This window comes from Candidatus Baltobacteraceae bacterium (assembly GCA_036488875.1).
Taxonomy (GTDB): Bacteria; Vulcanimicrobiota; Vulcanimicrobiia; order Vulcanimicrobiales; family Vulcanimicrobiaceae; genus JAFAHZ01.
Map to the genome: position 1 here is coordinate 228,674 of DASXGW010000012.1, position 25,252 is coordinate 253,925.

The following is a 25,252-nucleotide window of genomic DNA, read 5'->3' on the forward strand; positions in this document are numbered from 1 at the left end:
CGCCCGCGAAATGGTGTCGACGCTGCGAGCCAACCACGCACGCGTCGAGGATGGCACAAAAATAGAGCAGCTGGCCGCAGAGCTTTCAGCCACGAACGCCGAATTTCAGGCGCTGTGGGAGGGCAGCGATATCACGGTCGACTTTCATTCACGTACTCCGCGCTTGCACCCCGGGAGGCTCAGACAGTGACGCTCGTCGTCGCTCTCCCACATGACGAGGAGACCCGTGCTAAGCTTCGGTATTGAAGCAGATTGCTGGCGAGGAGCTGAATCGTGAAACACACCGCAATCTCACCCGGCGAGGCCGCCGATAGACTTGCCATCCGCGAACTTGTTGAAACCTACGCCTATTGCGCTGACCGGCGCGAAGCCGCAGCTCAAATGGCATTGTTCACGGCAGATACACACTTCGTCGTGTTTATGGACGCCAAAAATCCGAAGCCGTCGCAAGAACTACACTCCCGCGATGCCCTTGCCCCCGTTTTCGCGGATCTGAATAGATATCAGGCGACTATGCACTTCGTGGGACAGAGCACGATATCGTCGCTCACGGAGGACCGCGCCACAGGGCAAGCCTACTGCCTGGCCCACCATCTCACCGTCGACGGCGATCGCCGACGCTTGATGATCGCGACGCTTCGCTACCTTGACACGTTTTCGAAATTGGACGGTGCGTGGCTTTTTGCCGAGCGACTGCTTTATGTTGATTGGTTGGAGGAACGCAATCTGTCCTGACCGTTTGTGAATTTCGTGCAGATTGACGTGATCTGAAGCGAGTACTTGGTAGACGTGTTGCCCACGGGCCATTCTAATCGATCTCGGAAGCGTCCTCAAAGCGACGCAAACCAGACGCTTCGATTTCGTCGATCGATCGGCGATAGACGATGCCCCCATTTGCGCTAACTGCGTCGTTGATTGGCACGGGGTCGGACTCGACGACGCGGGCCAGCAGCGCGTGCATACCTGCCGGCATCACCTCGGTGAGCTCGTCGCGAGCCTCTTCATCGCCGCCTCCCGGCAGCGCGGCGACATCGATCAGCATCGAAGCATCCGTGTCGGATCCTTCTGAAACGAGCTCCCCATCGACCGACCGTCCAACTAACTCCGAGCGCTCGAGACGAATGACTCCCTGGCGAGAAAGGTCGAGCAGTATCGCATTAGCAGCGGCAGCTTCCTCGAGCGTCGGAAAGATCGCAGCAATGTAGTTCTCGATCATGCTATGGCGCGTATTCGGGATCATAATCATAGGGGTAAAGGTAACCGGGATAGCTGTAATCCCAAGCGTCGTTGTGAATGTCGGTCTTACTGCGACGAAAGATCGTTGCACCAAATTGCTTGGCGATTGTATCGATCGGTGTGGTCCAATCCTCGGAAACCTCGGCGATAACCGCCGACTTTCCCGGCTTGATAACGAAGTTCGTTTCGTAAGCAGCCTGATCGTGTTCGTCCGCCTTTACCACGTCGGCGGTCAGTCCAGCGACGCCACCTGCGGCCGCTCCGATACCGGCGGCAGCGCCCGCCGCTATGGTTGCTCCGGCGGCGGCCCCGATCGGGCCGGCGAGCGCGCCCAGCAGCGCACCGATTCCAACGCCAAGAACCGTGCGCAAACCGGGGTCGGTATCTTTAGTGCGCACCTGCGTGTAGCCGAACTTGTCACGGTGAACGACGGCCGCGCCATGCACCGTAATATCTCCACTGTCATCCAGGCGCCAAATCGCGTGAAGCGCATCGAATGCTTGGGTGTCATTGTCAACGACGATAGCTACGTAACTGTCCACTGTTTACGCCCCCTGGGTACTCCGCTGTCTAAAAGCTAACAGACCGCCCCGACGATAGGGAGGAAGTCGGAGTCCCTGCCTCATTCGCAGAATAGGGTCAGATGACGTTCGGCGAACTGCTACGCCGGCATCGGAAAGCTGCCGGGATCGCCCAAGAAACCCTTGCCGAGCGCGCCCACCTCAGCGTCGAAACCGTCGGCGCGCTCGAACGCGGCACGCGCCAAAGGCCCTACCTCGACACGATCTCATCGCTGGCGGAAGCCCTCGGGTTGTCGGTCGACGATCGTGCCGAACTCGAGAGGGCGGCATCGCGTGGCGATGACGCGGCTCGGCTCCCTGCGAACAATCTTCCGGCGGAGATCTCGAGCTTCATCGGCCGCGAGCACGACGTTACCAAGGTGCGTGAACTTCTCACGTCCCATCGTATCGTCACGCTGGTTGGTCCTGGGGGCGTCGGCAAGACGCGCCTAGCACTTCGCGTTGCAGGAGATCTGGTAGCGGCGAGATCCGACGGTGCCTGGTTTGTCGATTTCGCACCCATAAGCGAGGCTTCGCGGATTCCATCGGTAATTGCAGCCGGCGTCGGACTGCCTCAAAGCCTGAGGCTAAAATCGCTGATAGACGCTCTGCGTACTATGACGATTCTTCTCGTCGTCGACAACTGCGAGCACCTCGTTGGCGACATTGCGTTAGCCGTCAACGCCATACTGCGCGAGTGTCCGAATATAGCGATTCTCGCGACCAGCCGAGAGCCGCTATCAACGGAGGCCGAGCGCTTATACCGGGTGCCGACGCTCGAGTTGAACGATGCAGTTAAGCTGTTCGTCGATCGCGCTCAAGGCGCCGATAGCCGATTTGCACTTGACGATCCAGGGCGGAAAACCGTCGCAGACATCTGTCGGCGACTCGACGGCATCGCCTTAGCGATCGAAATTGCTGCCGCGCGCACTGGCGTGGTTTCACTGGAAACCGTGGCCTTGGAGCTCGGTGAGCATCTGAACGCTGCTATTGGACGGCGCCGCACTGTAGTCTCTCGGCAACGGACGATGGAGACGCTCTTTGACTGGAGTTACGGCCTCCTTGACGAGCGCGAGAGCCTCGTGTTTCGCAGACTTTCGGTGTTTGTAGGCGGCTTTTCGGAAGAGCTCGCCGTCGCCATTTGTGCGAATTCAAAGATGTCGAAACGTGCGGTATCGGGCGCGTTGGCGTCGCTCGTCACCAAATCCCTCGTACAGGGCGAAACTGACGGGGCTGCCCCACGTTATCGGCTGCTCGAACCGGTAAGACAGTATGCCCGGGAGAAACTGCGCGCACGAGAGGAAGACGGGGATAGCGCACGCGCGCACGCTCTCGCGTTGCTTGCGCTAGCTGCGCCTTTTGACACGTCCCTGGAAGTACCATCCGATCGCCTTTTCAATGCGGTGGTTCAGCCGGAACGCGAAAATTTCCGCGCGGCGGTGGAATGGAGTTTGAGCAAGAACGGGAACGTCGAGATCGCGCAGCGTCTGGTCGGATCCATCACGGTGATGTGGTACGGCGTCATGTCGGGCGAAGGGCAGCGGTCGATGATTCAGTCCGCTTTGAACACGTGCGACGCAACCACGCCGCACAAGGTACGCGCGAGGCTCGAGCTCGCAGCCGCTCGGCATGCAACGGAGTTTGCATCGGATATGCGGGCAGCGCTTGCCGCCGCCGAGCAAGCTCTGCACGGACAGCCGCCGGACGATATCCGTGGAATAGCCAGCGCCCAATATCTCGTCGGATTGGGACTCAGCCGATGCGGCCGCATCGTCGAAAGCGAGTCGGCGTTTCGACAAGCGCTCGCGAAGGCACGTTCCGCCGGCGCTAAAGGTACCATCGCTGCTGCGAACGCCGGCCTTGCGGCCGTACGTTTGCTAACCGGTGATCTCGACGAGGCGCGGAGCCTCGTTCGTGAAGCACTCCACATCCACCGCGATGCCGAGTGCGAACGGCTGGGCGCTGCAACCGCGGTCCACATGGCTGAGATCGAATTTGCCGCCGACCAAACGGAAACGGCGCTATCGTTGAGCCAAGACGCTTCGAATTTCTACCGCAAGGAACGTAACTGGTGGCTTCTGGCCTTCATCTTGGCAAATCAATCGGCCTACGCCGTCGCATTGGGTCGCTACGATCAGGCGCGTGACGACGCGCGCGAAGCTCTGCTACTCGGGGATAGGATTGGCCTACGCCGGAGTGCGTCGTGGGCATTGCAACATCTTGCTGCCGTTGCGGGCTTTCGCAACCACGTGGAAGCGGATCGACGCGATGTCCGGCGTTCGGCGCAGCTACTCGGCTTCGTCGACGAAGCGTATGGTCGAGGCGGGGCGATTCGAGAACATACCGAGCAACGCGAGCGCGACAAGCTGATCGCAGCCCTGCGGGAAGCTCTTGGTGAGACAATGCTCGTTGCGCTCATGGCCGAGGGCGCGAGTTGGACCGAAGACCGGGCTCACGCTGAGGCGCTAGAGATCTGATGTTCGGCGAGTTGCTGCGCCAGCACCGGCTCGCGGCCGGAATACCCCAGGAGACGCTGGCCGAGCGCGCCGGACTCAGTGTCGAAACCATTAGCGCGCTTGAACGCGGGGCACGCCAGAAGCCTTATCTCGACACGATCGCGCAACTGTCGCGAGCGCTCGATTTATCAACGGACGATCGTGCCGAACTTGAGCGAGCAGCGTCGCGCCGCAGCGCCATCCCCGCGGTACCCGTGAATAATCTCCCGGAAGAAATCTCGAGTTTCGTCGACCGCGAGCACGACGTCGTAAAAATCATTCAGATTCTTACAGCTCACCGGCTTCTCACGCTCGTCGGTATCGGCGGCATCGGAAAGACGCGCCTCGCACTTCGCGTCGGTAAGGAACTCGCGAATACGAGGTCGTGCGGCACATGTTTTGTCGATTTTGCGCCCATACGCGATGCACTGCAGATTACGTCGGCGATCTCAGATGGGATCGGACTCCATTCGAGTCCCGATCTCCGCAGACTGATCGCCTTTTTGCGAAGGAAGACGATTCTGGTGATCCTCGACAACTGCGAGCATCTCGTCGACGATATCGCTTTGACGGTCGAGGGCATCCTGCGCGCCTGCCCCAACGTAACGATCCTCGCCACGAGCCGCGAACCCCTCTCGATCGCAGGCGAACACGTGCACCGAGTGACGCCGCTGGAGCTAACCTAGAGCAACTGTACGGGTACTCGCCGTGGTCTGGGCAACGGCTTCTGGGCGACAATTAAGGCCTGATGGCACCACAGGCGTGCGCCAGTCCGCTCTCGCTAGATGAGGAGCGGCGCGCAAAGCTGAAGCTATTTCTCGTCGAAGCGCGCTCTCGGTTGAAACCCCACGACGTCGGCCTGCCCTCAACCGTGCGCCGCCGCGTTAGTGGCTTGCGACGCGAAGAGGTCGCCGAACTCGTCGGCGTCTCGAGCGATTGGTACCGTTGGTTTGAAAGTGGCCGGCACATTCGCGTTTCGATCGGATTTCTGTCGAAGCTTTCCCAAGCGTTGCGGCTCGAACCCCTCGACCAGATCAACCTGTTCTATCTAGCTCTCCCCGAGATGTACGAAGCCTATATGGCGGTGCGGCATCGGACGGTGGCGTAGGGTATTTTTAAACCCCGTTGGACCTTCGGATCGCCGGCGCAATGATTTGCACGACGACCACTTCGAGCGCCGCGGCGGCCGGCACTGCCAAGAACGCCCCAGGGATCCCCAACAATGCCCCTCCCAAGACTGTGGAAAAGATGACCAACAGGAAGCTCAACTGCACGCGCTGTCCAAAGATAATGGGGGAGATCACGCTCTGATCGATGACTTGCATTCCGATGAAAACGGCCAGAACGATCAGCATTTTCGTCCAACCGGCCGTCGCAAGCACCACTAGCACAACAATTGGGCCTGATATCACCGCTCCAAGCATGGGAAGCGCTTGGAGCAGCCCGGCGACGAAGGCGAGTAGGAGCCCATACGGTACGCCGAGTAGTGCCAGCGCTACGCCGATCGTAACACCGACTACAGTTCCGTTGATGACGACCCCCTGCGCGTACGCTCCCAGGCGTGTTCCAATCGTGTCGAACGCGTGCTTCCAGTCGTGTCGCCTCGGGGCCGGCAGAAGACCCAGCGCGAAAGACGCGAGTTGGTCCGATGAAAGCGTCCATCCAATCGCCAGCAGTACAACGATCACGGTATCACCGACGACGCTCGCGACGAGCGTGGAGCCGGCTACGATATGGGCGCCGGCACTGCTCAATGCCCCGGCCGCGCTACCCGCGAGCGCTCCAGCGAACTGCCGCGAAAGCTGATCGCTTTTGACGAAGCGTTGGGCGGCTGCGAGCTCCGCCTGCAAAGATTTCACGTAGCCCGGCACGTCCAGCAGAAGGCGCTGAAACTGCCCGCCTAGCGGTGCAATCATCATGTAATCGATAATCGCCACGATGAGAAAGACGGCGCCGAACGTAACGCCGACGGCCGCGCCAAACGGCATCCGGGAGCCAAGGCGGTCGACGACCGGACGCAACGCGGCTGCGATCAGAACCCCCATGAAGAGTAAGACGAACGCCGATATGGCGCCGCTCATCACGGCGTTGCAAACATGGATGGGTCGACGCTTGCATTCGGCCTGTAATCGCTGAACGTCACAGTTCCATCGACGCTATAGCCTGGAAAGCGTGCTCGGATGTCAAGCACCGACGTCAGACGGAATTCACCGACTTTCGTGTACGTCTGATCGAGGTCCAGCGTCCCGCCGTTGGTATACGACCATTTTGCGTGACTGACGAGTGCGGACGAATCGTTGACGCTCAGCGTGACGGCCCTGACGCGACTGCCCGATTTCTTAGGAACCGCCGAGTATGTCGACACTGTGCCATCGTCTGCGATGGGAGTAATCGTGTATTCGTCGACCGCCGCATCGTAAGTTGGCGTCGACGCCGCGAGATCCTTAAAACGACTCAGCGGACCAGTAACGTTTCGGAACTCAATTTTGCGCTTCGGCTTGAGATAGTAGACCGTGCCGCTGAACGTCTTGCTATAAGGGACCATGACGTGCAGGGTAGCCGAGAGCTGTGCCGAGGCGGTGTACGACTGAAGCGTTGGGTTCGGGTTGGTCGCACGGCGAAGTAGAGCCAAGGACGCGGTCTGCGCGGACGCAACTTCGCGTAGAGCGGCGAACGCGCAGACGGCGAGCGTGACGATAGTTAAGCTTTTCAGTGTGCCAGTGCGGCCTTTGCAGCGTCGATGCTCGCTTTGAGATGCGCCTGAACCTGCGCACCGTTGGCGTTCATCGCCGCTTTCGCGGACTGCGTCGCCTGCTGAAGTTTTTCCATCGCGGCCTGCGCGTCGGCTTTGGTTTGCGCGTTATCGGATTTCAAATAGGCCTGAAGCTTCGTCTTTGCCTCGTCGGCGTGCTGCAGGGCGCTGCGGATCTGCGCCTTCGCTTGGTCGCCGTCTTTCAAGGCGGCCGCCTGGAGTTGGTCGTTGAACGATTTGAGATGGTCCTTGACGGTGTCAGTCTGCACGATCGATCCTTTCGATTTAAACGTTCTTGAGTTTGAAGGCAAGCGACGACCACGCGATGCCGGCGAAGATAAAGTTGACGCCGACTGCGAAGCCGATGAACCAAAGAGCCGAAATCGGCCACTGCATCCACAACAGGACGCCGAATACCAGCGTCAGCAATCCGGAGAACGCCACCCAGCCGTAATGCGGGAATTGCAGCCACAAGGCCGCGACGAAGCGGAAAACTCCGCCGAACACCAGCAGCACGGCGAGGAAAAGCGTGAGAATCAGAGCGCCGAAATCGGGGTGCTCGGCGAGCATTAGACCCACGATGATGTCGAGCGCACCGACGAGGAGCAGAAGCATGACGTGGCCGGCGCCGCGCGAGAAGAACGCTGCGGCTATTTGGACCACGCCAGCGAGCAGCACGATGATGCCGATTGCTAGAACCGACGCGATCGTCGCAACCGACATCGCGTAAATCGAGTAGGCACCCAAAGCGATGAGCGCGATGCCCAACGCCAGGTACCAGCCCCACTCCTTGTGGGCCTCCTGGATCGAACCGACGACGTCGGCAACTGCTGTTTTCATGCGTCGAGGGTATCGCCTGATACGCGCTGTATGAAGGGAGTGGAACTCACTCCCTCGCCCTCTGCGGTTTAGATACAATGGTCGAAATGGTGAAGGGCGTTCTTTGCCTCGGCGTTGTAGCTGGAATTGCTGCGGCTCCAGCTTCGGTTGGGGCTCTGTCCGGCGACGAAATACTCGCCCGGGCCGCCACGTCGAAGGGTCTCTCTTCGTATTCTGCGCCCGTTCATTTCGACGTGCACATGCACAAGCCGATCGGCCTCAAGTCTGGGGTCGACGGCGTCGCTTATTATAAAGCGCCGGGGAAAGCCGCCATTGCGATCACCCACATGCCGGGGCCGTTAGGCGGATTTTTTAAAGGGTCGTATACACTCGATATGGTGCCGCAGACGTGGCCGGCGAAGTACGGCGTTACTTCGGTAACACCGAGCAGCACCGGCGGAACGCAAACGTATCTCTTGCAGGCGCAGCCCAAAAGCGACCCGTCGGTCGACCACGTCGTCTTCGGGGTGACGGAGGCCGACTATCAGCCGGTCTCCGCGCATTGGTTCTATAAAGACGGATCGTCGATCCAGCTGGCTATCCAAAACCAGCAGATCCAGGGCTACATCGTACCGCAAACCGAGACGATCTCGATCGCAATGCCGCAATATAATCTCGACGCGACCGCAACCTACGGCCAGTATTCGATCGACACGCCCGTCGCCGATTCGGTGTTCGCGCACTAGCGTGTCGCCGATACGTAAGCTCGTATCGGTACTTGGACCGGGGCTGATTTCCGGCGCTTCCGACGACGATCCGTCCGGAATATCGACGTACAGCGTCGCCGGCGCTTCAACCGGCTATTCGATGTTGTGGGTGATTCTCGTCACCACGCCGATGATGGCCGTCGTTCAAGGCATGTGCGCGCGCATTGCATTGGTGACCGGCGTCGGCCTCGCGACGGCGATGAAGCGCCGCTTTGCGCGCTGGCTGCTACGGCCTCTCGCCGTCGCCATCATCTTGGCGAACACTGCCAACGCGGGAGCCGATCTCGAGGGCATGGGAGCATCTGCCCAGATGCTGTTCCACCTTCCGGTCATTATCTGGATCGCGATCTCCGGCGTTGCCTTGATTGCTATTCAGGTCTTTCTTTCGTATCGCCAGTTCTCGTCGATCGTCAAGTGGCTTACCCTGGCATTGTTCGGCTACATCGTTACCGCGTTTGTCGTGCATCCGCCGTGGGGCTCGGTGCTGCGACATCTCGTCACTCCGGAGGTGCACTTAACCGCAGCTTGGCTGACCACGCTCGTCGGCGTCCTGGGAACCACGATTACGCCGTATATGTTTTTCTGGCAAGCGGCACTCGAGGTCGAAGAACAAGCACAGCGCGGCCGCACGACCGAGGAATCGCGGCGCGGAGCGACTCGCGAGGAAATCGCGGATATGCATCTCGACGTCAACTTCGGCATGATCTTCTCTAACCTCGTCGCGTTCTTTATCATCGTCACGACGGCTGCTACGCTTGGGGCACACGGCATGCACCAGATTTCGTCAGCACAAGATGCGGCTCGAGCGCTCGAACCGATTGCCGGCCCGCTAGCCTCGTGGCTCTTTGCCGCGGGAATGATCGGCACCGGCCTGTTAGCGGTTCCGGCATTCACCGCGTCGTCGGCGTACCTCATCACCGAGGCGTTCGGCTTTCGTGAAGGGCTGGCCGAAAAGGCGAAAGATGCGCCGCAGTTCTACGCGCTGATCGTGGTAGGCATGTTGATGGCGATGACCATGGGCTTGCTACGTGTCGATCCGATCGCCGCGCTGTTTTGGTGCGCTGTAATTAACGGCGTCGTCGCCGTACCGCTGCTCGCGGCAATCGTCGTGCTGGCGAGCGATAAACGCGTGATGGGCGAGTGGACCAGCAGCCTTCCGGCGCGCGCCTGGGGCTGGGGTACCGTTGCAGCGATGGGTCTAGCCGCCGTCGGCATGTTCGTGTTCTGGGGCCAAAGCTAAGCAGCGTCAGCGTAGGAACGACTCGTCTTCCTTTTTCGGTACGTCGAACGGCGTTGCCGACGTTTTGTTGCTGTCGAAGTTCGCGAAACGCGCGGGATTCTGCTGGAAGTGCTGCTGCAGTGCAGAGATGCGGTTGGCAAAGTCCGGGTGATCGGAAAGAATCTCCGGCGGCTGCGGCATTTTCGCGTTGGAAAAATCTTGGAATAACCAGACGAGTCCCCACGGATTATAGCCGGCGGCGGCGCACGTGTCCGAGCCGGTGAGGTCGGCGGCCTCCTCGGCTTGACGCGAATAGTGGTTCGAGTCGAGCTGCCCGATGAGACCGACTGCAAGCAATACCTTCGGCCCGAGTAAGATCGTGGCCGCGATCGCCCGATCGCGGATCTTCGTGTTGTCTTGCATGAGTTTTTCGGAGTCGTGGTGGAGCAGATGCGACGTCTCGTGGCAGAGCGTTCCCTCTAGCTCCTGTTGATTCTTCACGAAATAAAAGAGCGAGTCGGTTACGTACACATTGCCGCCAGGCGCGGCAAACGCGTTCGGCTGCGGTTCGTGCACGACGTAAAAATGAATCGGATATTGATACTTGGGCTGCACGACGCGCGTGAGGTTTTCCGCGATCGGGCGAAGCGAGTCGTACAACGGAGACGAACTGACGATTTCGCCTTGCGCCCTGAGTTGTTTGAATAGCTGTGCCCCCGTCTGCTGCTCGTCGTCAGCTTGCGCGCGTGCCGTCGCTGGGATCAGGAGCGTCAGGGCAACGAGGGTAATGAAGCCTCGAAATCTTCCATCTATCATGTACCGACGCTAGCAACATCGACGGCCGCGATGGAGTGAGTGAGACTCCCTTCCCGCGCTGTCCGCCTCAGCGGCAACCAATTCCTCGATCGCGAGGACGCAGTGCACGACCGCCGGGAGCAGTGCTATCGTCGGTATTCGTCAGGTGCTCCCGAGGGAGTGACCACAGGTCACTCCCTCTCTCAGCTTCGTCGCTCTACCGTAAGGCATCATGGAACGAGAAGTCGTTTTTATCCCTGGCCTGTGGCTGAAGCCGTCGAGTTGGGATCGGTGGGCCGAGATTTTTGCGACGGCGGGATATCCCGCCGTGCGACCTGGCTGGCCTGATGCTCCCAGCGCGTTAAGCGACGTGGTGGATCATTTCGCTGCGACGATTGCGTCGCGCAAGGGTACACCGGTCATCGTCGGTCATTCACTCGGCGGGCTCATTGCCGAAGTGCTGGCCGGGCGTGGGCTCGCGGAAGTCACCGTGGCGGTTGCCCCGGCTCCTCCGAACGAACCGATGCCGTATCTCATCACCGCAAGACCGCCGTCGTTCGAGCGCTTTCGAGCATCGTTTGCCAACATGGTAAGCGAGGATGAAGCTAAGGAGCTCTACGTCGCCTACGTGGTTTCGCCCACGAATGCAGCCGCGTTCGAGGTGTCACCGGAATACATTGATTACAAAACCGAAGACCGACTCGTGAAGAACCCTTTACGCGGACCACTGACGATCATTTCCGGCGGCAACGATCTCACGGTTCCACCTGACGTAGCGCGCGAGGCGTACGACGCGGAGAATCGCGACGGGCAGATTACGGATTATACCGAGATGCGCGGACGCGGCCACTCTCTAACGATCGATAGCGGCTGGCTCGACGTCGCGACGATGGCGCTCTCTTATGTGGAGCAGTATGCACCGAACGCATCTTCAACGAGAGCGTGAGAGCCGGGAACTTAAAGTCACTCCCACCATGCCGCCAGGAAAGGATAGGCTAACGACATGAGTACTGCAACGCAAGCGCTTTCCAAAGCGCGAGGAGACGCGCAAGCGCTCCACAGCAAAATACAAGTGACTACTTCGAAAGATCATACCGCGATTCGCATGCACCTCGAAGAGGTTGCAAAGCAAGCGCAAGCCTTATCGCAGTCAGTGAAAGATCTGACGGAAAGCCAAGAGGCCGACGCGCGCCAGCATCTGCGCGATGCCGCAACAGTCCTCGATGGTGCCGCACACGAAGCGAAGGACCTCGCCAACGCCGGCAAATCCGACGTGCGCGAGAGCAACATAAAGCTCCTCGCCAAGGCAACGATCGCGGCTCGTCTATTGAGCCGGGCCCTTGCTGCCGCTCGCGCCAACAAGAAACTCGTCCGTTCTTAAAGGGAGAATTATGGACAACTACATTGCGATCGTCGTCGATAACGACGAGAAAGCATACGATGCACTTCACGCGCTGTGGGCGCTCGATAACAGCGGCGACGTGACGGTTCACGGCGCGGCGGTCGTTCACCGCGACGCGAACGGCTACATGGACGTCGCGACAAAGGACACCGATCCCGGCTTGCGCACGGCCGTCGGTATCGGCATTGGCGCGTTGCTCGGCGCACTGGCAGGTCCTATTGGCGCCGCGGCGGGTGCGAGCATTGCAGCGGGAACCGCGGCAGGCATCGGCGCCGCCGCGGGCGGTGTTGCCGGATTGACCGCAGACGCGGTAAAGGCCGATGAACACGACCAAGCTGCTTACGAAACGAGCTTTGCTCTGCCGCGCGGAAAAGCGGCCGTCATCGCCGAGGTTTCGGAAGACTGGACCACTCCCTTGGACACGCTCGCGCAGCGCTACGGCGGTGTCGTATATCGTCGTTCCAAGAGCGCGATCCGCAACGACCAATGGGACTACGACTACAGCGATTACTTGTATCCCTACGACTACGCGCCGGCGTACGCGTAAACGGTGGTGCGCAACTACATCGCGGTCGTCTTCAACCAGAGCAAAACCGCGCGTCGCGCTCTGCACGAACTCTGGCGCCTGCGCCACGACTCGCTGCTCACCGTGCATGGCGCCGGAGTCGTGTACCGTAAGTCCGACGACGAGATCGTCGTGGACGTCGACGATTCATCGGTTCCGTTCGCAACGGGTTTGGCGATCGTGGTGGGAGCGCTGCTCGGCGCCTTAGCTGGACCGGCAGGCGCTGCCGTCGGAGCCGCCGGCGGGGCGGCGATAGGCGGCGCAGGGGGCGCCGTCGCCGGAAGTATCATCGATATTGGCGGCCAGCGCACGCAAAAGCAGGCGCTCAACGAGGCGGGACTCGTTTTGCCGTCCGAACACTACGCGCTCATCGCCGACGTTGCCGAATCGGATCCGCATCCGTTGACGCAGACGATGCATTCACTTGGCGGCAAACTCTATCGGCGCGCACGCAGCGAAGTCGATAGCGACGGCATCGACAACATGTTTCAAGCGCTCAAACCGTACCGCTACGACCCCGTAGCGGCGGCCGAACGCAAATCGTAGAGGAGCACGCTCATGATTCAGGCGCTCACCAATAGCTGGTGGCTCTTTCTCCTGAGAGGTTTGGCGGCAATCGCAGTGGCCGTATTGGCGTTCGCCGCACCGGCTGCGACGTTGCAAGCTGTGGTTTTCGTCCTAGGGTTCTACATCTTCTTGGCGGGGTGCTTCGCTTTTGCGGCGGCGATGAGTGGCGTAGCCGGCGACCGCTGGTGGGCGGCACTGCTCGAAGGTCTGGTCGGCATCGCCGTCGCCTTCGTGATCTGGTTTATGCCGCAGGGCAGCACCGAAGTTTTCGTGTATCTCTTTGCTGGCTGGGCGATCGTGACCGGCGTGTTAGAGATCGCCGGCGGGATTCAATTCCGCGACCTTCTCGGTGCCGGCGAGTGGCTGTACATCATTAGCGGCATCGTCTCCGTTGCTTTCGGCGTGTGGGTCGTCCGCAGCCCGTCGCAAGGCGCGTTGGCGGAAATCTATGCCATCGGGTTCTACTCGGCGTTCTATGGCGTCGCGCAGGTAGCATTCAGCATGCGGTTGCGTTCGTTGATGTCCACCGTGAAAGCAGTCGCTGGGTGACCGACGAGAGCGGCGTTTCTTGCGTCATCGACGGAACGAGTGAGCGCTCGAGACGCAAAACGGAACGGCCCCGATTGACGCACACCAGCGGCTATTTGAGGCCGGCGAGCTGTTCAATCGTCGTTATCGTTAGTCGGGGCGCGGCGAGCATGATGTAATGCCAGGCGTTAGGCACGACGCGATGCGTTCCAGCCGTGGAAAGTTGGGCAATCTCAATTTGCCCCTCGCTCCAGAGATGTTCGAAGCTCGGATAGGCTTTGTGGAGCTGGCGATCGATCGCGCGATTCTGTGACGGTCCCACCTTTGGATCGTGTGAGAGCACCCGTAGCGAAAGAGATCCCAGGTTCGTGACGCTCTGCATCTCCTGCTTCACGGCGCTAGGGTCATACTTCGCAGCGTGAAGCTCTTGGTCGAGGATGGGAATCGCGAACACCGGAAGCCAGGTGGCATCGAGAACAACTTCGCCGGAGACCTCGTTGCCGTACTTACTCGCGTAGTACACGGCCATCGATCCGCCGATGGAATGCCCGACGATATATTCGGGCGACGGTATTTTGGCGGCCGCAAGCAGCGCGTGAAGGTCGGAAGCCTCTTTGGCCAAGTTCGTTGTCTTGCCCAGCATCGGGCCGCTGTCGCCGATACCGGCCGGATCGTAACTACAGGTCAGAGCGACCTTCGAAAGCGCCTGCTGGACTTGCGACCACACTTCGAGCGTATCACCGGCACCGTTTACGAAGACGATGCGAGTGCCGCGTACGGGTCCGGCACAATGCATGAAGAGCGCGCGATGATGACCGATACTTACGAGCTTCGTGAAGTTGACGAACTTCGCCGAGTTCGCGATCGCACCGGCGACGTTGGAAGCGGGCAGCAGCGGGGCCGAGGTTCGGCTGCACGCACCAATCAGAATCAGAGCGGTGAGCGGTAAAAAGCGGAAGCACCTGGTTAACGCACTCATGGGCATCTACTACGGGCGTTCGTTATTCTGTCCTGCACGCTAGTATTTCGTTTGGTTGCTTCGCTTTTTGGTGGAGCGTGAAGCTGCGGGCGTTTGCTTGGGGAACGCAATTTGCGGCGCTTGCGGGGTATATAACGGCGGCATGGCTGCCGTTATAACAAGCGCTCGCAAGCCGCGCGTGGGGGTAATCTTTGGAGCGCTGCTGCTTGGCATGCTTCTTGCCGCACTCGATCAGACGATTGTTTCGACGGCGCTGCCCACGATTGCGCGAGATCTCGGAGGGTTAGATCAGCTCTCGTGGGTCGTTACGGGCTATTTGCTCGCGTCGACGGTCTCGACGCCGCTCTGGGGCAAACTTGGCGACTTGCTCGGGCGTAAGGCCATCTTTCAGAGTTGCATCGTCATCTTTCTCATCGGGTCAGCGCTCTGCGGTCTGTCGCACAACATCTTGGAGTTGATCCTGTTTCGCGCCCTGCAGGGACTCGGCGGCGGAGGACTCATGGTCACCGCGCAAGCGATTATCGCCGACGTCGTTTCGCCGCGCGAACGCGGACGATACCAAGGCGTGTTTGGTGCGGTGTTCGGTATCACTAGCGTTGCGGGACCGCTGCTCGGCGGCTACTTTGTCGATCATCTTTCATGGCGCTGGGTCTTTTACGTCAACATTCCCGTCGGTGCAGTGACGTTGTTCGTGACCGCTGCAGCGCTACCCACCATCGCGCGGGCTGCCCGCGTGCGGATCGACATACTAGGAACGGCGTTTATCGCCGCCGGCACGACGTGCCTAATTCTGCTGACGTCGCTAGGTGGAACGCGCTATCCGTGGCTTTCCTATCAAACCGCGAGTTTGGCGGCTGCCGGTATCGCGCTCTTTGCGGCATTTGCGTACTCGCAAACACGCGCTCCCGAACCGCTGCTTCCACCACGCCTCTTCCGTTTGCGCGCGTTTAGCACGAGCTCCGCAATCGGCTTCATCGTCGGCTTTGCGATGTTCGGTTCGATCACGTACCTGCCACTCTTCATGCAGACCGTGCAAGGGGTAAGCCCGTCCGATTCCGGCCTCCGAATGGTCGCCATGATGGCCGGCCTGCTGTTCACCTCAATGACGAGCGGGCAAATCATCTCGCGTACCGGAAAATATAAGCTCTTTCCGATCGCCGGCACGGCGATTTTCTCACTCGGGTTGTTTTTGCTTTCGCGCGTAGGGCAGCATACCGGCACGTGGACGCTCGAAGCGTACATGTTCGTGCTCGGTTTCGGCTTGGGGATGGTGATGCAAGTGCTCGTCATCGCGGTGCAGAACACCGTCGATTACCGCGATCTCGGGGCGGCGACGTCGGGTGTCACGTTTTTCCGCTCCATCGGCAGCTCGTTTGGCGTCGCCGTATTCGGCGCGATCTTCGCCAATCAAATCGCCGTACAACACATGTCGTCGCATGCTGCCGCCTACGCCGCCGCACTCCATCCCGTCTTCTACACCGCCGGCTGTTGCGGCATCGTGGCGTTTCTCATCGCGTTGATGATGCCTGAGCAGCCCCTGCGCACGGTCGTCAAAGCGACCGACTTTGAAGAAACGTTTGCGATGCCGATGGAGCGCACCAGCGCCGAGGAGATCGAGCGCGCGCTCTCCGTTTTGGCGACGCGCGAAAACCGGGCGCGCAGTTACAGCAGGCTGTCGGAAATGGCTGATGCGGGCTTGACGGCCGCGCAGACGTGGCTGCTGCTGCGAATCGGACAGAACGGCGAGCAGTCCCCCTCGCAACTCGCCGAGAAACTCAATGCGCCGGCCCAGCCGTTTACGATCGTCATCGGAGAGTTGCGCGACCTGGGATACGTTGCCGCCTCCGATCCCGTGCGCGTGACGCCGATCGGCAGCACCGTGTACGAAAAGCTCGTATCGGCGCGCAATCGCGGACTAGAAGCCTATCTGGCCGACTGGCCGCCCGAACAACGGGCGCAAATGCAGAGCGTGCTGCTCTCACTAGCGGAGCGCATCTTCCGCGAGGACTTTTCCGATCAGCTTCGCACTGCCGCTCGCACAATTTTCAAACAAACTAGGTAGACAGGCAGATTGATGCAACCTAAACGGAAACTCGGCCGAATTCGGCGTTTTTCTCGTTTTATCACTAGTTAGGGAAGGTTCGCCTGCTTTGCCGCAACGCGTACAGCTTCTCGCGCTCGCTAGAACTGCAGCCGAGCTGGCGAGCAAGGTATCGGGCGAAGGCGCTCTACGTAGTCTAGCGAAGCCCGTGACCGATGTCTTCGGACCAGCTGGTACCTACCGGCTATCTTACGTTTCTCTGTGCCGATATTGACGTCGCTAACCGCGACCTGTCATTACATACGAATCCCCGCGAACTGGCGTGCACGATGCTGCAGCCGATTGCCGAGCGCTTCCACGGGCGACTGTTTCGGACGCAGGGTAATACGTTTTTCTTCGTCTTCAAAAGGCCGCAAGACGCGCTCCGGTCCGCCATTGACGGCCAGCGTTCCGCGTGTGGGAACGATCTCACGTCTGGGTCGCAAGTGCGCGTGCGGATGGCGCTGCATAGCGGTCCAGCGGTATTACGAGACGGCAACTATGTGGGACCGACGGTAAGCCGTGTTTCGAGGTTGGCAAAGACTGCGGAGAGCAGCCAAATCCTGCTCCTGTCCGTGACGCTTTCCAAACTGTCGCATTACCTCGATGGAGTGCAGGTGCGGGATCTTGGAATGCATCGCTTACGTGACTCGGGCGACTCGGAACGCATCTTTCAGATCGTCGCGAAAGGCTTACCGGAATCTGATGTCGTGCCGGCGGTTCCCAACAATCTGCCCATCGTGACGTCATCTTTCGTCGGGCGCCAGGACGATCTGCGCCGGCTACGTAGGATGGTCCGCGCTCATCGTCTCGTCAGCATCGTCGGGTTTGGCGGCATAGGCAAAACCCGATTGGCACTTCAGCTCGCCAATGAATTTTCGACCGAGTTCGCCGATGGCGTATGGTTCGTCGGGCTCAAAGACGTTGACAACGCCGCCGTCATTCCTCAAGCGGTGGCCGACGCTCTCCACCTGCCGGCCGTCTCCAGCGACGTGATCGAAGACGTGCTGCTCGCAGACATGGCCAAGAAGCATGTGCTAATCGTCATCGATAACGCCGAACATTTACTTTCTGGGGTCGCACAGTTCGTCCACCGGTTACTCCAAGTGACCAACGACGTTCGCGTCATCGTGACGAGCCGGCAGCCCCTACGCGTCCAGGGTGAACGCATTTTGCGTATTGCAGCCTTGGACGAAGCGGTTCGTCTGTTCCTGGAGCGAGCTCGCTCGTTTGGTTCTGCCCTAGAAATGAGTGAAACGACATCGCAGCTGGTCACAACGATCTGCGATCGCTTAGGTGGGATTCCTCTGGCCATCGAGCTGGCTGCTGCGCGTGCGACATCAAAGACGCTTGAAGAGCTTCAATCCATACCATGGATTGAAGTTGCCGCAACGCCTCTCAGTTCCACGATTGAGTGGAGTTTTCGCTTGCTGCCGCCCGACGAGCAACGCGCATTGATGAGCCTCGCCGCATTTGACGGCAGCTTTTCGTTCGAAGCGGCGGAAAAGGTAGCATTCGATAACGCGCTCCGGGGCAAATCGTTGGGACTCTTAGGGTCGCTCACCGATAAGTCGTTAGTCTCTTACTTTAGCGATCCGTACAGCTCGCGCTACTATCTACTCGAGGTCGTTCGCGACTTTTTGTTATCGCGGCTCTTTGAATGCAGCGAGCTTCCCGCGATTCGAAAACGGCACTGTTCGTATTTCCTCAACGTCGCGCTCGCTTTGACCGAGCCGAATATAAAACCGCAGGTGAGTCTCGAAGGCATTGCGCGCGAGTGGAGAAACATTCGCGCGGCCTTACGCCTGGCGCTCGAGGATGAACTTGAGGTCGAGCGCGGCCGTTGGTTGGTTTCGCGGTTGTGGCCGTTCTGGTTGGCTACGGGCCGCACGAGCGACGCGTGGGACTGGATTCGACTCGCGCTGCGTGGATCGGACGTCCCGTCGCGGCTGCGCAGGGAACTGTTACAGCGCGCTGCGCAGATCGCGCTTGGGCGCAACGATCCAGCAGCGCCGGCTCTCGCAAAGTCCTTGGTTGAGGCACAGGAACGTGCTGGCGATCCGATCGCGCTTGGCAACGCGTTATTGTTGCTGGCAAACAGCAAGGTGGCTACGGGCGCGGGCACCGAGGCGGAGCTGCACCTCCATCGCGCACTCGAGCAGTTTCGTGCGGCCGATGATCGGCGAGGCGTCGCGGTGGCGCTTTGCGCATTAGGGACCGTCGCGGGGCAACAAAAACTCAATTACGCCCAAGCAAAACGGCTCCTGAGCCGCAGCCTGGAAATGTTCACCGCCATCGGCGATTTCTACGGTTGCGTTGAGGTACTCGGCAACCTTACCGTCACGTCCATGCGGGCCGGCGAGTTCCCTCAAGCATTGGATTACGGGGAGCGCAGCCTGGCGCTGCTGAGGCGGTTGGGCAATGACGCCGATGCCGTCCTCGCGCATATCAATATTGCAGAAGTCTATCTCGAATGGGGAAAACGGCACAAGGCGTTAGAGGTACTCGTTGCGGCGCATCAAGGTATCGGCACGGGCAACCGGCTATACGTCGCGTACTTCTATGAAGCGGCTTTCAAACTCGCCGTCGACGTTGGCGCGCATGAAACGGCCGCGCAGATCTATGGCTACGCGCAACGACAGCGGCATAACAGTGGCACGCCGCTTCAGCCCGACGAAGCAGCCGTACTCCAGACGCGTAGCCGACGCCTTACGCAGAGCGTAGACGAAGCAACGTTGGCGTCGCTAGTCCGACACGGGACGACGCTGGATACGACGGCGATAAAGGAGCTGATCGAGAGTCTCGACGCTCCTTGCCGTCTTTTTTGCGCCTAGGCGATTTTTATCAGATTATCCGCGCCTAAGATCACGAGCGCTTCCAAGAATTGTTGGAGCTCTTTGGAAAGCGTCTCTTCGAAGCTCGTACTGGTCCGTTTTGGCGGCTGCGGCATCACGTAAGGCATGGTGTTCTCCCTATCGTCTTGCAGGTATGTAACTCTAGGCGATTTTGGAAAGAGTCTCGACGTCGAAGAGCACCAGCGCTTCCAAGAGCTGCTGGAGCTCTTTAGAAAGAGTGTCCTCTCGCGCTACGGGCGACTGTTTTTCGCTGGGTTGCGGCATCACATACGGCACTGTTGGTTCCTCCAAGAAGCAAGAGGGTTCTATATTGGCACCCCTAGGAAAGGAACCTTGGCGCGATAATTATGGCTTTCAAGGAAGAAACTGGTCGCCTATTCGCCATTCTTGAGAGCGGCCGGTCTGTTCGTCGCTGCTGGCGCCGTTAGAGTGATAATCGAAAGAATTGCGAAGAGAAGCGCGCAAGAAAAGTGCGGACGGCGTCTGAGTCGATCTACCGACGGTCTGCTCGCAATGCGAGCTGGATTCGGCATGTACTGCGCTGCCGTGCGCAACAGTGGCTTGACGCGGAACAGCTGATTGACTACGAGCTAGCAGTCGGTGAACTGCTGGCCAATGCCGTCGAACACGGTAGCGGCGAAACGATTCGCGTCGCCTGTTGGTACGAGCATCCTAGCCTCATCACAGAGGTCAGCGATAGCGGTGCAGGCCCGACGTTTTCCGACAATCCAGCGTTACGCACGAACGGTCGTGGCCGAGGCTTCGGACTCTTTCTCATTCGTACGCTCGTCGACGAGCTGCAGCTCGTCGACGGCGGTAAGAAAGCTCGCTTGCGGAAAATCGTTTATCGTCACCAAATCCCCAAGGCCGACTCGACGCTCGCGAGGTCCCCTTAGCACTTATTCATCGCGTGGGATCGCGTCGTCTGGATTTTGGTCGAAGATCGAAGTTTAATCCTCGGCGAGTAAACGTCATCCCGAACGGAACGTCATTGGGCGCGGCGAGATGCGAGCCGCGCGTCTAGACATCAGCGCGGACACGAGAAAAGCCCAAATTAATGGGCCGAATATGGTAGCGCCAACGGGAATCGAACCCGTTATTGAGATTGCAGATTGATGCAACCTATACGGGAAATCGGCGGACTTCGACCGCTTTATCGTTTTATCACATGCAGATTGATGCAATCTGATGCAAGTACTTGGTAGACATCTGGGTAGACGTGGGAAGGCTAACCAACGAGTTCCTTCGCTGCCTTAGCGACGACCTTCTTGCGCCGGGCAGGGTCACGCGGCATCAAAAGCGTGACGACGTCGTAACCCACGGCATCAGCCAGCTTGCGAACGCGACCAAGTTTGGCTTCACTGAGGCCACCGTGCAGGTCGCGGGAAATCGATGCCGGCTTACTTTTCACGCGCTTTGCCAACTCCGCTGCTGTTATCTTTTGTTCGTCCATCGCATCGATAAACTGCTGCTCCAGGCGAATCTCTTCTAAGTACCGGTCAATGCGAGCAGCCCTCTTCGGATCCTTACGCAGGCGCTCAGACAGACTAGGGATTCCCTTTGCACATCGTGCTTCTCGAGCCTCACGCGCGTTCATAGTACATACCTTCCTTCACTCTGTGCTCATAGTCCGTTTTCGCTCTGACCGTCCTCTTTATGGATGCCTTACCAATCTTGTCGAGCTTTCGTTTCTGCTTCTTGTAGTAGTCGCAAATGATCCAAGTGTCGTCGCCTGCATGAAAAGCGCTAAATCGGTGAGCACCCGCCTTGATTGCGTAGATCGGCGGGTCATCATTTTCTCGGTTTACCCTGGTCTCCGAAGTACGCTTGCCCTGCTCCAGATCTCCCCAATACTCGATCGACGCCATGACCGCGTCCTGATCGTCCTCGTCGAGCGCCTCATACGCGTCAAGCGCCGGCATCTCGCCGCTGCCGTCCCAATACCACTCAAAACTTCGCGTTCTCCCGTCGTAAATCGAAAGACTCCCGCCCGTACGTGGCATCTATGCTAATAATAACACTAGTGTTAATACCAGGCAAGGGGGCGAGCCCTGGACGCCTGAAGAGGTCGCGTAGCTACGAGCGATGCTTCCTCGACCGCGCGATCTTCGGACCACGTCGCACCTTTTGCGGACAGCCGTGCGATCTCGTCTTCCTGTAACGTCTCGCGCAGCACGGCAAGCAGCCTGTCGCAGCACCATTGCTCCGTTTCAACCGCGCTGTCAAAGCCGCCTAAATGGAGTCGTCCGCAAGAATCGTTGGATCGTGCAGATCAACAACTTTGGGCAGCGGATTATACGGCGCCCGTTCAGGCCCTGTAGCGGCCGCTAAAGCGTGACCTTTATCCTAGCGACGCGGTCGCCGCCGCCGTAAACTTGTTTTTCGTAGTCGCCACCTTTGCGGCGGAGGCGGAAAGCGAAAGACGTACGACCTGCCACGAGGTAACTCGTGTTATAGGTAGGTCAAAAGTCTGCTTCCGCGCGTTCGTAAGAGGGGCCGAACAGGCAGGCGTAGTATAAGGGATCGGTCCTTTCTCGGCCCCTGGAGCAGCTGTGAATATTCGCACTTTCGCGATCGTTATGATCGCGTTTTTCGTATCCGCGTGTAGCGCAGATCAGTCGCTGCCGACGACGGCGTGGTCATCCGCTGTCCGTCACCAACCCGCGGCCACTTTTGCCAACCTGTACGTCGATTATGGCAGCGGAATAGGTGTTTTCAAACCGGGTATTACGAAGCCGTTCAGAACGATCAAGGATGGTGTTTCCGCCGCGAGCGGCGGCATGGCAATCGATTCTAGAGGTTACGTATACCTAGCAAACACTAATGCCGTAACCGTATACGCGCCGAAAAGTGGGTCCGTGCTTCGCAGCCTTGTCAAAGGTATCGTAGGACCCGGCGCCATTACGCTCGACAAAATTGGAAACGTCTATATATCCACGTGTAATGCGTGCTCAGGTAGCACCCATGGCGGCGGCATTACGATCTACGGCCCGGGCGGGTCCGCCTTTAAGCGCAGAATCACCCAGGGTATTTCGGTGGCTTGGCGGCTCGCAGTCAGCCCAGATGGCAAACTGTATGTCGCCAACTGGTCCCCGATTTGGGATGTCGCAATCTACCCGCCCGGCGCTAAGACGCCGAGACAAACCATTACGAAGTTTACGTCGGGCGTTCAGGCACCCAGCAGCTTGGCGTTCGACAGTGCGGGCCATCTGTTTCTGGGCGTGTCGGGCGGCGAATACGGCAAGAACGTCATCCGAATCTATCCACCAAACAGCATCACACCCAGTGGGGTTATTAAAGGTCTGCACTACCCGGGCTCCATGGCGATTGATGAGAACTCGGGCTTACTGTACGTCGTCAACAGCAATGTGAGCAGTTCTGCGCAGGGCAGCATTGCGGTCTATTCGCTAAGCACCCATAAGCTCGTCAGCAGTATCATAAACGGCGTAGCGAATCCGTTCTGCATCGCTGTTGATAGCACGGGCCGCCTCTACGTGGGGAACTGGGGATATGGCAGTGCCTCTACACCTAGGGTGACCGTTTACTCGCCCGGGGGAACTTCCCTGATTGGAACTATCGTTCTTGGACAACGGCCCAGTGCGCTTGCGTTCGGTCCATAGGCTTTTCGTCGTCGTCGCAGGCAGTTCGCCTTACGACATCACAACGGGGGCGGATAAGGCGCTATGGTTTACCGAGAACACCGGCAACCGAATCGGATGCCGCGCTATGGTTCACGAGCAAAACGGCAACAAGATTGGACGTCTACAATGAAATTCGGGATTCGTTTTCGCGCGATCGGTATGATGCTCTTCCTGTCTGCTTGCGGTGGCCCTATTCCACACGAGCAGTTTTCGGCCTCGATACCTCAGGGAGGTACCGCGTTGGCGGTGCGCCCGTCCGAGCGATCGCGAATCCGATTCGAGATATCCATTCCATCCAACGTGACGATCATGAAGTCGATTGCAATAGATGTGGTTCCGTGGGGTGGGACGACCAGGCGTGTCACGTATGCCAATCTTGTCGGCCCCACCGCTACGGTCGATGTCAAGGCGCCATTCGGCAAATACGACGCAAGGTTTATGACATTCAGCGGGGCTCTCAAGAACGGAAAACCGAGTGGAAAGCTCCTGTCCTCGAATCAAAATGTGCCGGTTATTACATTTCGTGATGGTGCGTACAACACGAACCTTACGCTGGCTTCCGATTTGCATGCCGCTATAACACTCGGAGACAGTCTTGCGATTGAAGGCACGGGTACGCTGTTTGCCTCGAGGTGTATGACGTCAGGTCAAGTTGCCGTCGTGGGCATGGATTCGAATCGACGAATTCTTGTAGGAGTAAACGCTCCAAAGCCCTCCCTGACGTCCGAGGATTCCAAGCTGGCCATTGCACGCGACAAGAAGGCGGGCCGAAACGCATTTACCCTAACTCTGCACGCGATCCCAAATCCCTCGGCATCGATCCCCTTAACGGTCACTGAAACGCCTAAAGAGGGACCGCCAAAGTCGAGGATTATGACGCTGCAGTTCGGCGCCCAAACATGCGCCGTATAAGGGAATTCTCAGCAACGGCCGCACAGTTCCCTTATCGGAACGGGTCGCGGTGTTCGTTAGCAGCTCTAAGCCCACGCATGGAAAAAAGCCAAACTAAATGGGCGGAAGTTGGTAGCGCCAACGGGAACGTGCGGCCGCCCAATTTGTGAATCGCCCACCACGCGATGATATGGCCGAACGACGCGGCGCCGCTCTCCTCGGGAAACGGCCACCCCATCAGCGCCACGGACGCCCGCGCGTCGGCGTTTTGGCGGGCACGCATTTCATCATTGGGCGGGTTCGACCATTCTTCGTAGTGCCGAAAGTGTTGCTCACAGCAGCTAAAATGCGCGGCACTGAATAGCCGTTGATGAAGGGACCGGTCTCGTTCTTTCCACCCACGTCTTTGTCTTTGTAAGCGCGACGAAGCGACTTGACGATGTCGTCGTAGGCGAGCGCGACCGCGCTGGCATAGATATCAGCAGCGCCGCGTGCGGATTCAATGTCCTCAAGCGTCGCCATGACGTTCCCTAGATCACCGGGCGGTTCTGTGGCTTCAACTTCGCGAAAACGTGCACTCAGATGCGGGACTCCCGCCTCCATTCTTGCGTAGGCAGCTTCGGCTAAGGTGAAAAGCGAACCGAGGATGCCACTCTGCTGGTGAAATGGTCGCACGCTGTGAGGGTATGGGATAGGCCCCAATCGCGCACAAGAGACGAAAAAAGCCCAAATTAATGGGCCAGATGTGGTAGCGCCAACGGGAATCGAACCCGTCCCGCTCCATGCTAGGTAGTGATCTTTAGACTTGTTGCAGCCGATCCTCCTTACGCACTCTCGAATCGCAGCGACACATAGGGGCAACCAGACCCATTTGGACACATGTAGTTTGTGCCCATTTCGTGCCCATGGTAGCGTCGTGGCGCGGGTCTACAAGCGGTGTGGAGTGATTCCGAAGAAGCCTGACCGGGAACCGCGGCGTCGGAAACGGCGTAGCTGCAACTCCTAAAGGCGCCCGGAAGAGTGGTCCGCAACTGGAATATGCTAACCGCACAGAAATAATGGCGGGTGAAGTCCGACGTAGACCAGTTGAGCCGGTCGAGT

Annotated in this window: 29 protein-coding genes; 15 read left to right on the plus strand and 14 right to left on the minus strand. The window is 59.0% G+C overall.

What is annotated here, in order from left to right:
• Nucleotides 1-273: 273 nt before the first annotated feature.
• Nucleotides 274-735, plus strand: coding sequence for a nuclear transport factor 2 family protein (locus tag VGG89_14070; protein HEY1977675.1), 462 nt, complete (start codon nucleotides 274-276; stop codon nucleotides 733-735).
• A gap of 73 nt (nucleotides 736-808) precedes the next feature.
• Here VGG89_14070 and VGG89_14075 read toward each other — a convergent pair whose 3' ends face one another.
• Nucleotides 809-1,216: a hypothetical protein gene (locus VGG89_14075; protein HEY1977676.1), complete on the minus strand. Its 408-nt coding sequence runs from the start codon at nucleotides 1,214-1,216 to the stop codon at nucleotides 809-811.
• A 1-nt stretch (nucleotide 1,217) separates the two neighbouring features.
• Nucleotides 1,218-1,778: a hypothetical protein gene (locus VGG89_14080; GenBank protein HEY1977677.1), complete on the minus strand. Its 561-nt coding sequence runs from the start codon at nucleotides 1,776-1,778 to the stop codon at nucleotides 1,218-1,220.
• 101 nt (nucleotides 1,779-1,879) lie between these two features.
• Between VGG89_14080 and VGG89_14085 the strand changes: the two genes are divergently transcribed.
• From VGG89_14085 to VGG89_14095, 3 genes are all read left to right on the plus strand, one after another.
• A complete protein-coding gene (locus VGG89_14085; GenBank protein ID HEY1977678.1) occupies nucleotides 1,880-4,273 on the plus strand; it encodes a helix-turn-helix domain-containing protein in 2,394 nt (797 codons plus the stop codon).
• A complete protein-coding gene (locus tag VGG89_14090) occupies nucleotides 4,273-4,977 on the plus strand; it encodes a helix-turn-helix domain-containing protein (GenBank protein ID HEY1977679.1) in 705 nt (234 codons plus the stop codon). Before VGG89_14085 ends, VGG89_14090 begins: the two co-directional genes overlap by 1 nt.
• 152 nt (nucleotides 4,978-5,129) lie before the next feature.
• Complete coding sequence (locus tag VGG89_14095; GenBank protein HEY1977680.1) at nucleotides 5,130-5,399, plus strand: helix-turn-helix transcriptional regulator; 270 nt, start codon at nucleotides 5,130-5,132, stop codon at nucleotides 5,397-5,399.
• Nucleotides 5,400-5,406: 7 nt separating this feature from the next.
• Here the strand turns inward: VGG89_14095 and VGG89_14100 are convergent, their stop codons facing one another.
• The 4 genes from VGG89_14100 to VGG89_14115 form a co-directional block, all read right to left on the minus strand.
• Nucleotides 5,407-6,372 carry an AI-2E family transporter gene (locus tag VGG89_14100; protein HEY1977681.1) on the minus strand — a complete coding sequence of 322 codons (966 nt, stop codon included), beginning with the start codon at nucleotides 6,370-6,372 and terminating at the stop codon, nucleotides 5,407-5,409.
• The gene (locus VGG89_14105) at nucleotides 6,372-6,923 is read right to left on the minus strand and encodes a hypothetical protein (GenBank protein HEY1977682.1); all 552 of its coding nucleotides are present in this window, start codon (nucleotides 6,921-6,923) and stop codon (nucleotides 6,372-6,374) included. Before VGG89_14105 ends, VGG89_14100 begins: the two co-directional genes overlap by 1 nt.
• A 77-nt stretch (nucleotides 6,924-7,000) precedes the next feature.
• Nucleotides 7,001-7,312: a hypothetical protein gene (locus VGG89_14110; GenBank protein HEY1977683.1), complete on the minus strand. Its 312-nt coding sequence runs from the start codon at nucleotides 7,310-7,312 to the stop codon at nucleotides 7,001-7,003.
• 16 nt (nucleotides 7,313-7,328) lie between these two features.
• A complete protein-coding gene (locus VGG89_14115; protein ID HEY1977684.1) occupies nucleotides 7,329-7,883 on the minus strand; it encodes an HdeD family acid-resistance protein in 555 nt (184 codons plus the stop codon).
• 233 nt (nucleotides 7,884-8,116) lie between these two features.
• On the opposite strand from VGG89_14115, the gene VGG89_14120 reads away from it, so the two are divergent.
• A complete protein-coding gene (locus VGG89_14120; protein HEY1977685.1) occupies nucleotides 8,117-8,608 on the plus strand; it encodes a hypothetical protein in 492 nt (163 codons plus the stop codon).
• A 1-nt stretch (nucleotide 8,609) separates the two neighbouring features.
• A complete protein-coding gene (locus VGG89_14125) occupies nucleotides 8,610-9,869 on the plus strand; it encodes a divalent metal cation transporter (protein HEY1977686.1) in 1,260 nt (419 codons plus the stop codon).
• Nucleotides 9,870-9,875: 6 nt separating this feature from the next.
• Here VGG89_14125 and VGG89_14130 read toward each other — a convergent pair whose 3' ends face one another.
• Nucleotides 9,876-10,664 (minus strand): M48 family metallopeptidase, encoded by a 789-nt coding sequence (locus VGG89_14130; GenBank protein HEY1977687.1) that lies wholly within the window; start codon nucleotides 10,662-10,664, stop codon nucleotides 9,876-9,878.
• Nucleotides 10,665-10,875: 211 nt separating this feature from the next.
• Between VGG89_14130 and VGG89_14135 the strand changes: the two genes are divergently transcribed.
• The 5 genes from VGG89_14135 to VGG89_14155 are packed head-to-tail and all read left to right on the plus strand — an operon-like array spanning nucleotide 10,876 to nucleotide 13,726.
• Nucleotides 10,876-11,589: an alpha/beta hydrolase gene (locus VGG89_14135; GenBank protein HEY1977688.1), complete on the plus strand. Its 714-nt coding sequence runs from the start codon at nucleotides 10,876-10,878 to the stop codon at nucleotides 11,587-11,589.
• Nucleotides 11,590-11,646: 57 nt separating this feature from the next.
• Complete coding sequence (locus VGG89_14140; GenBank protein HEY1977689.1) at nucleotides 11,647-12,024, plus strand: hypothetical protein; 378 nt, start codon at nucleotides 11,647-11,649, stop codon at nucleotides 12,022-12,024.
• 10 nt (nucleotides 12,025-12,034) lie between these two features.
• The gene (locus VGG89_14145; protein HEY1977690.1) at nucleotides 12,035-12,592 is read left to right on the plus strand and encodes a hypothetical protein; all 558 of its coding nucleotides are present in this window, start codon (nucleotides 12,035-12,037) and stop codon (nucleotides 12,590-12,592) included.
• 3 nt (nucleotides 12,593-12,595) lie between these two features.
• On the plus strand, nucleotides 12,596-13,156 hold the full coding sequence (locus VGG89_14150; protein ID HEY1977691.1) for a hypothetical protein: 561 nt from the start codon (nucleotides 12,596-12,598) through the stop codon (nucleotides 13,154-13,156).
• A 12-nt stretch (nucleotides 13,157-13,168) separates the two neighbouring features.
• A complete protein-coding gene (locus tag VGG89_14155) occupies nucleotides 13,169-13,726 on the plus strand; it encodes a DUF308 domain-containing protein (GenBank protein ID HEY1977692.1) in 558 nt (185 codons plus the stop codon).
• 91 nt (nucleotides 13,727-13,817) lie between these two features.
• On the opposite strand, the gene VGG89_14160 is transcribed toward VGG89_14155, so the two are convergent.
• On the minus strand, nucleotides 13,818-14,684 hold the full coding sequence (locus VGG89_14160) for an alpha/beta hydrolase (GenBank protein HEY1977693.1): 867 nt from the start codon (nucleotides 14,682-14,684) through the stop codon (nucleotides 13,818-13,820).
• Between the two features lie 142 nt (nucleotides 14,685-14,826).
• Here VGG89_14160 and VGG89_14165 point away from each other — a divergent pair, with 142 nt between their 5' ends.
• A complete protein-coding gene (locus VGG89_14165; GenBank protein HEY1977694.1) occupies nucleotides 14,827-16,746 on the plus strand; it encodes an MFS transporter in 1,920 nt (639 codons plus the stop codon).
• A gap of 275 nt (nucleotides 16,747-17,021) precedes the next feature.
• Here VGG89_14165 and VGG89_14170 read toward each other — a convergent pair whose 3' ends face one another.
• Complete coding sequence (locus VGG89_14170; protein ID HEY1977695.1) at nucleotides 17,022-17,234, minus strand: hypothetical protein; 213 nt, start codon at nucleotides 17,232-17,234, stop codon at nucleotides 17,022-17,024.
• Here VGG89_14170 and VGG89_14175 point away from each other — a divergent pair.
• The gene (locus tag VGG89_14175; GenBank protein ID HEY1977696.1) at nucleotides 17,223-19,598 is read left to right on the plus strand and encodes an NB-ARC domain-containing protein; all 2,376 of its coding nucleotides are present in this window, start codon (nucleotides 17,223-17,225) and stop codon (nucleotides 19,596-19,598) included. The two genes, VGG89_14170 and VGG89_14175, sit on opposite strands and share 12 nt — an antisense overlap.
• Here the strand turns inward: VGG89_14175 and VGG89_14180 are convergent.
• The 4 genes from VGG89_14180 to VGG89_14195 all read right to left on the minus strand — a co-directional run bounded on the left by VGG89_14180 (nucleotide 19,595) and on the right by VGG89_14195 (nucleotide 21,541).
• On the minus strand, nucleotides 19,595-19,726 hold the full coding sequence (locus tag VGG89_14180) for a hypothetical protein (GenBank protein HEY1977697.1): 132 nt from the start codon (nucleotides 19,724-19,726) through the stop codon (nucleotides 19,595-19,597). The genes VGG89_14175 and VGG89_14180 overlap by 4 nt on opposite strands.
• Before the next feature lie 34 nt (nucleotides 19,727-19,760).
• On the minus strand, nucleotides 19,761-19,895 hold the full coding sequence (locus VGG89_14185) for a hypothetical protein (GenBank protein ID HEY1977698.1): 135 nt from the start codon (nucleotides 19,893-19,895) through the stop codon (nucleotides 19,761-19,763).
• A 952-nt stretch (nucleotides 19,896-20,847) separates the two neighbouring features.
• On the minus strand, nucleotides 20,848-21,216 hold the full coding sequence (locus VGG89_14190; protein HEY1977699.1) for a hypothetical protein: 369 nt from the start codon (nucleotides 21,214-21,216) through the stop codon (nucleotides 20,848-20,850).
• Nucleotides 21,203-21,541 (minus strand): hypothetical protein, encoded by a 339-nt coding sequence (locus tag VGG89_14195; protein HEY1977700.1) that lies wholly within the window; start codon nucleotides 21,539-21,541, stop codon nucleotides 21,203-21,205. Before VGG89_14195 ends, VGG89_14190 begins: the two co-directional genes overlap by 14 nt.
• Before the next feature lie 630 nt (nucleotides 21,542-22,171).
• Here VGG89_14195 and VGG89_14200 point away from each other — a divergent pair.
• Nucleotides 22,172-23,239 (plus strand): hypothetical protein, encoded by a 1,068-nt coding sequence (locus VGG89_14200; GenBank protein ID HEY1977701.1) that lies wholly within the window; start codon nucleotides 22,172-22,174, stop codon nucleotides 23,237-23,239.
• Nucleotides 23,240-23,386: 147 nt separating this feature from the next.
• The gene (locus VGG89_14205) at nucleotides 23,387-24,172 is read left to right on the plus strand and encodes a hypothetical protein (GenBank protein ID HEY1977702.1); all 786 of its coding nucleotides are present in this window, start codon (nucleotides 23,387-23,389) and stop codon (nucleotides 24,170-24,172) included.
• A gap of 216 nt (nucleotides 24,173-24,388) precedes the next feature.
• Here the strand turns inward: VGG89_14205 and VGG89_14210 are convergent, their stop codons facing one another.
• Nucleotides 24,389-24,673 carry a hypothetical protein gene (locus VGG89_14210; GenBank protein ID HEY1977703.1) on the minus strand — a complete coding sequence of 95 codons (285 nt, stop codon included), beginning with the start codon at nucleotides 24,671-24,673 and terminating at the stop codon, nucleotides 24,389-24,391.
• Nucleotides 24,674-25,252 lie beyond the last annotated feature (579 nt).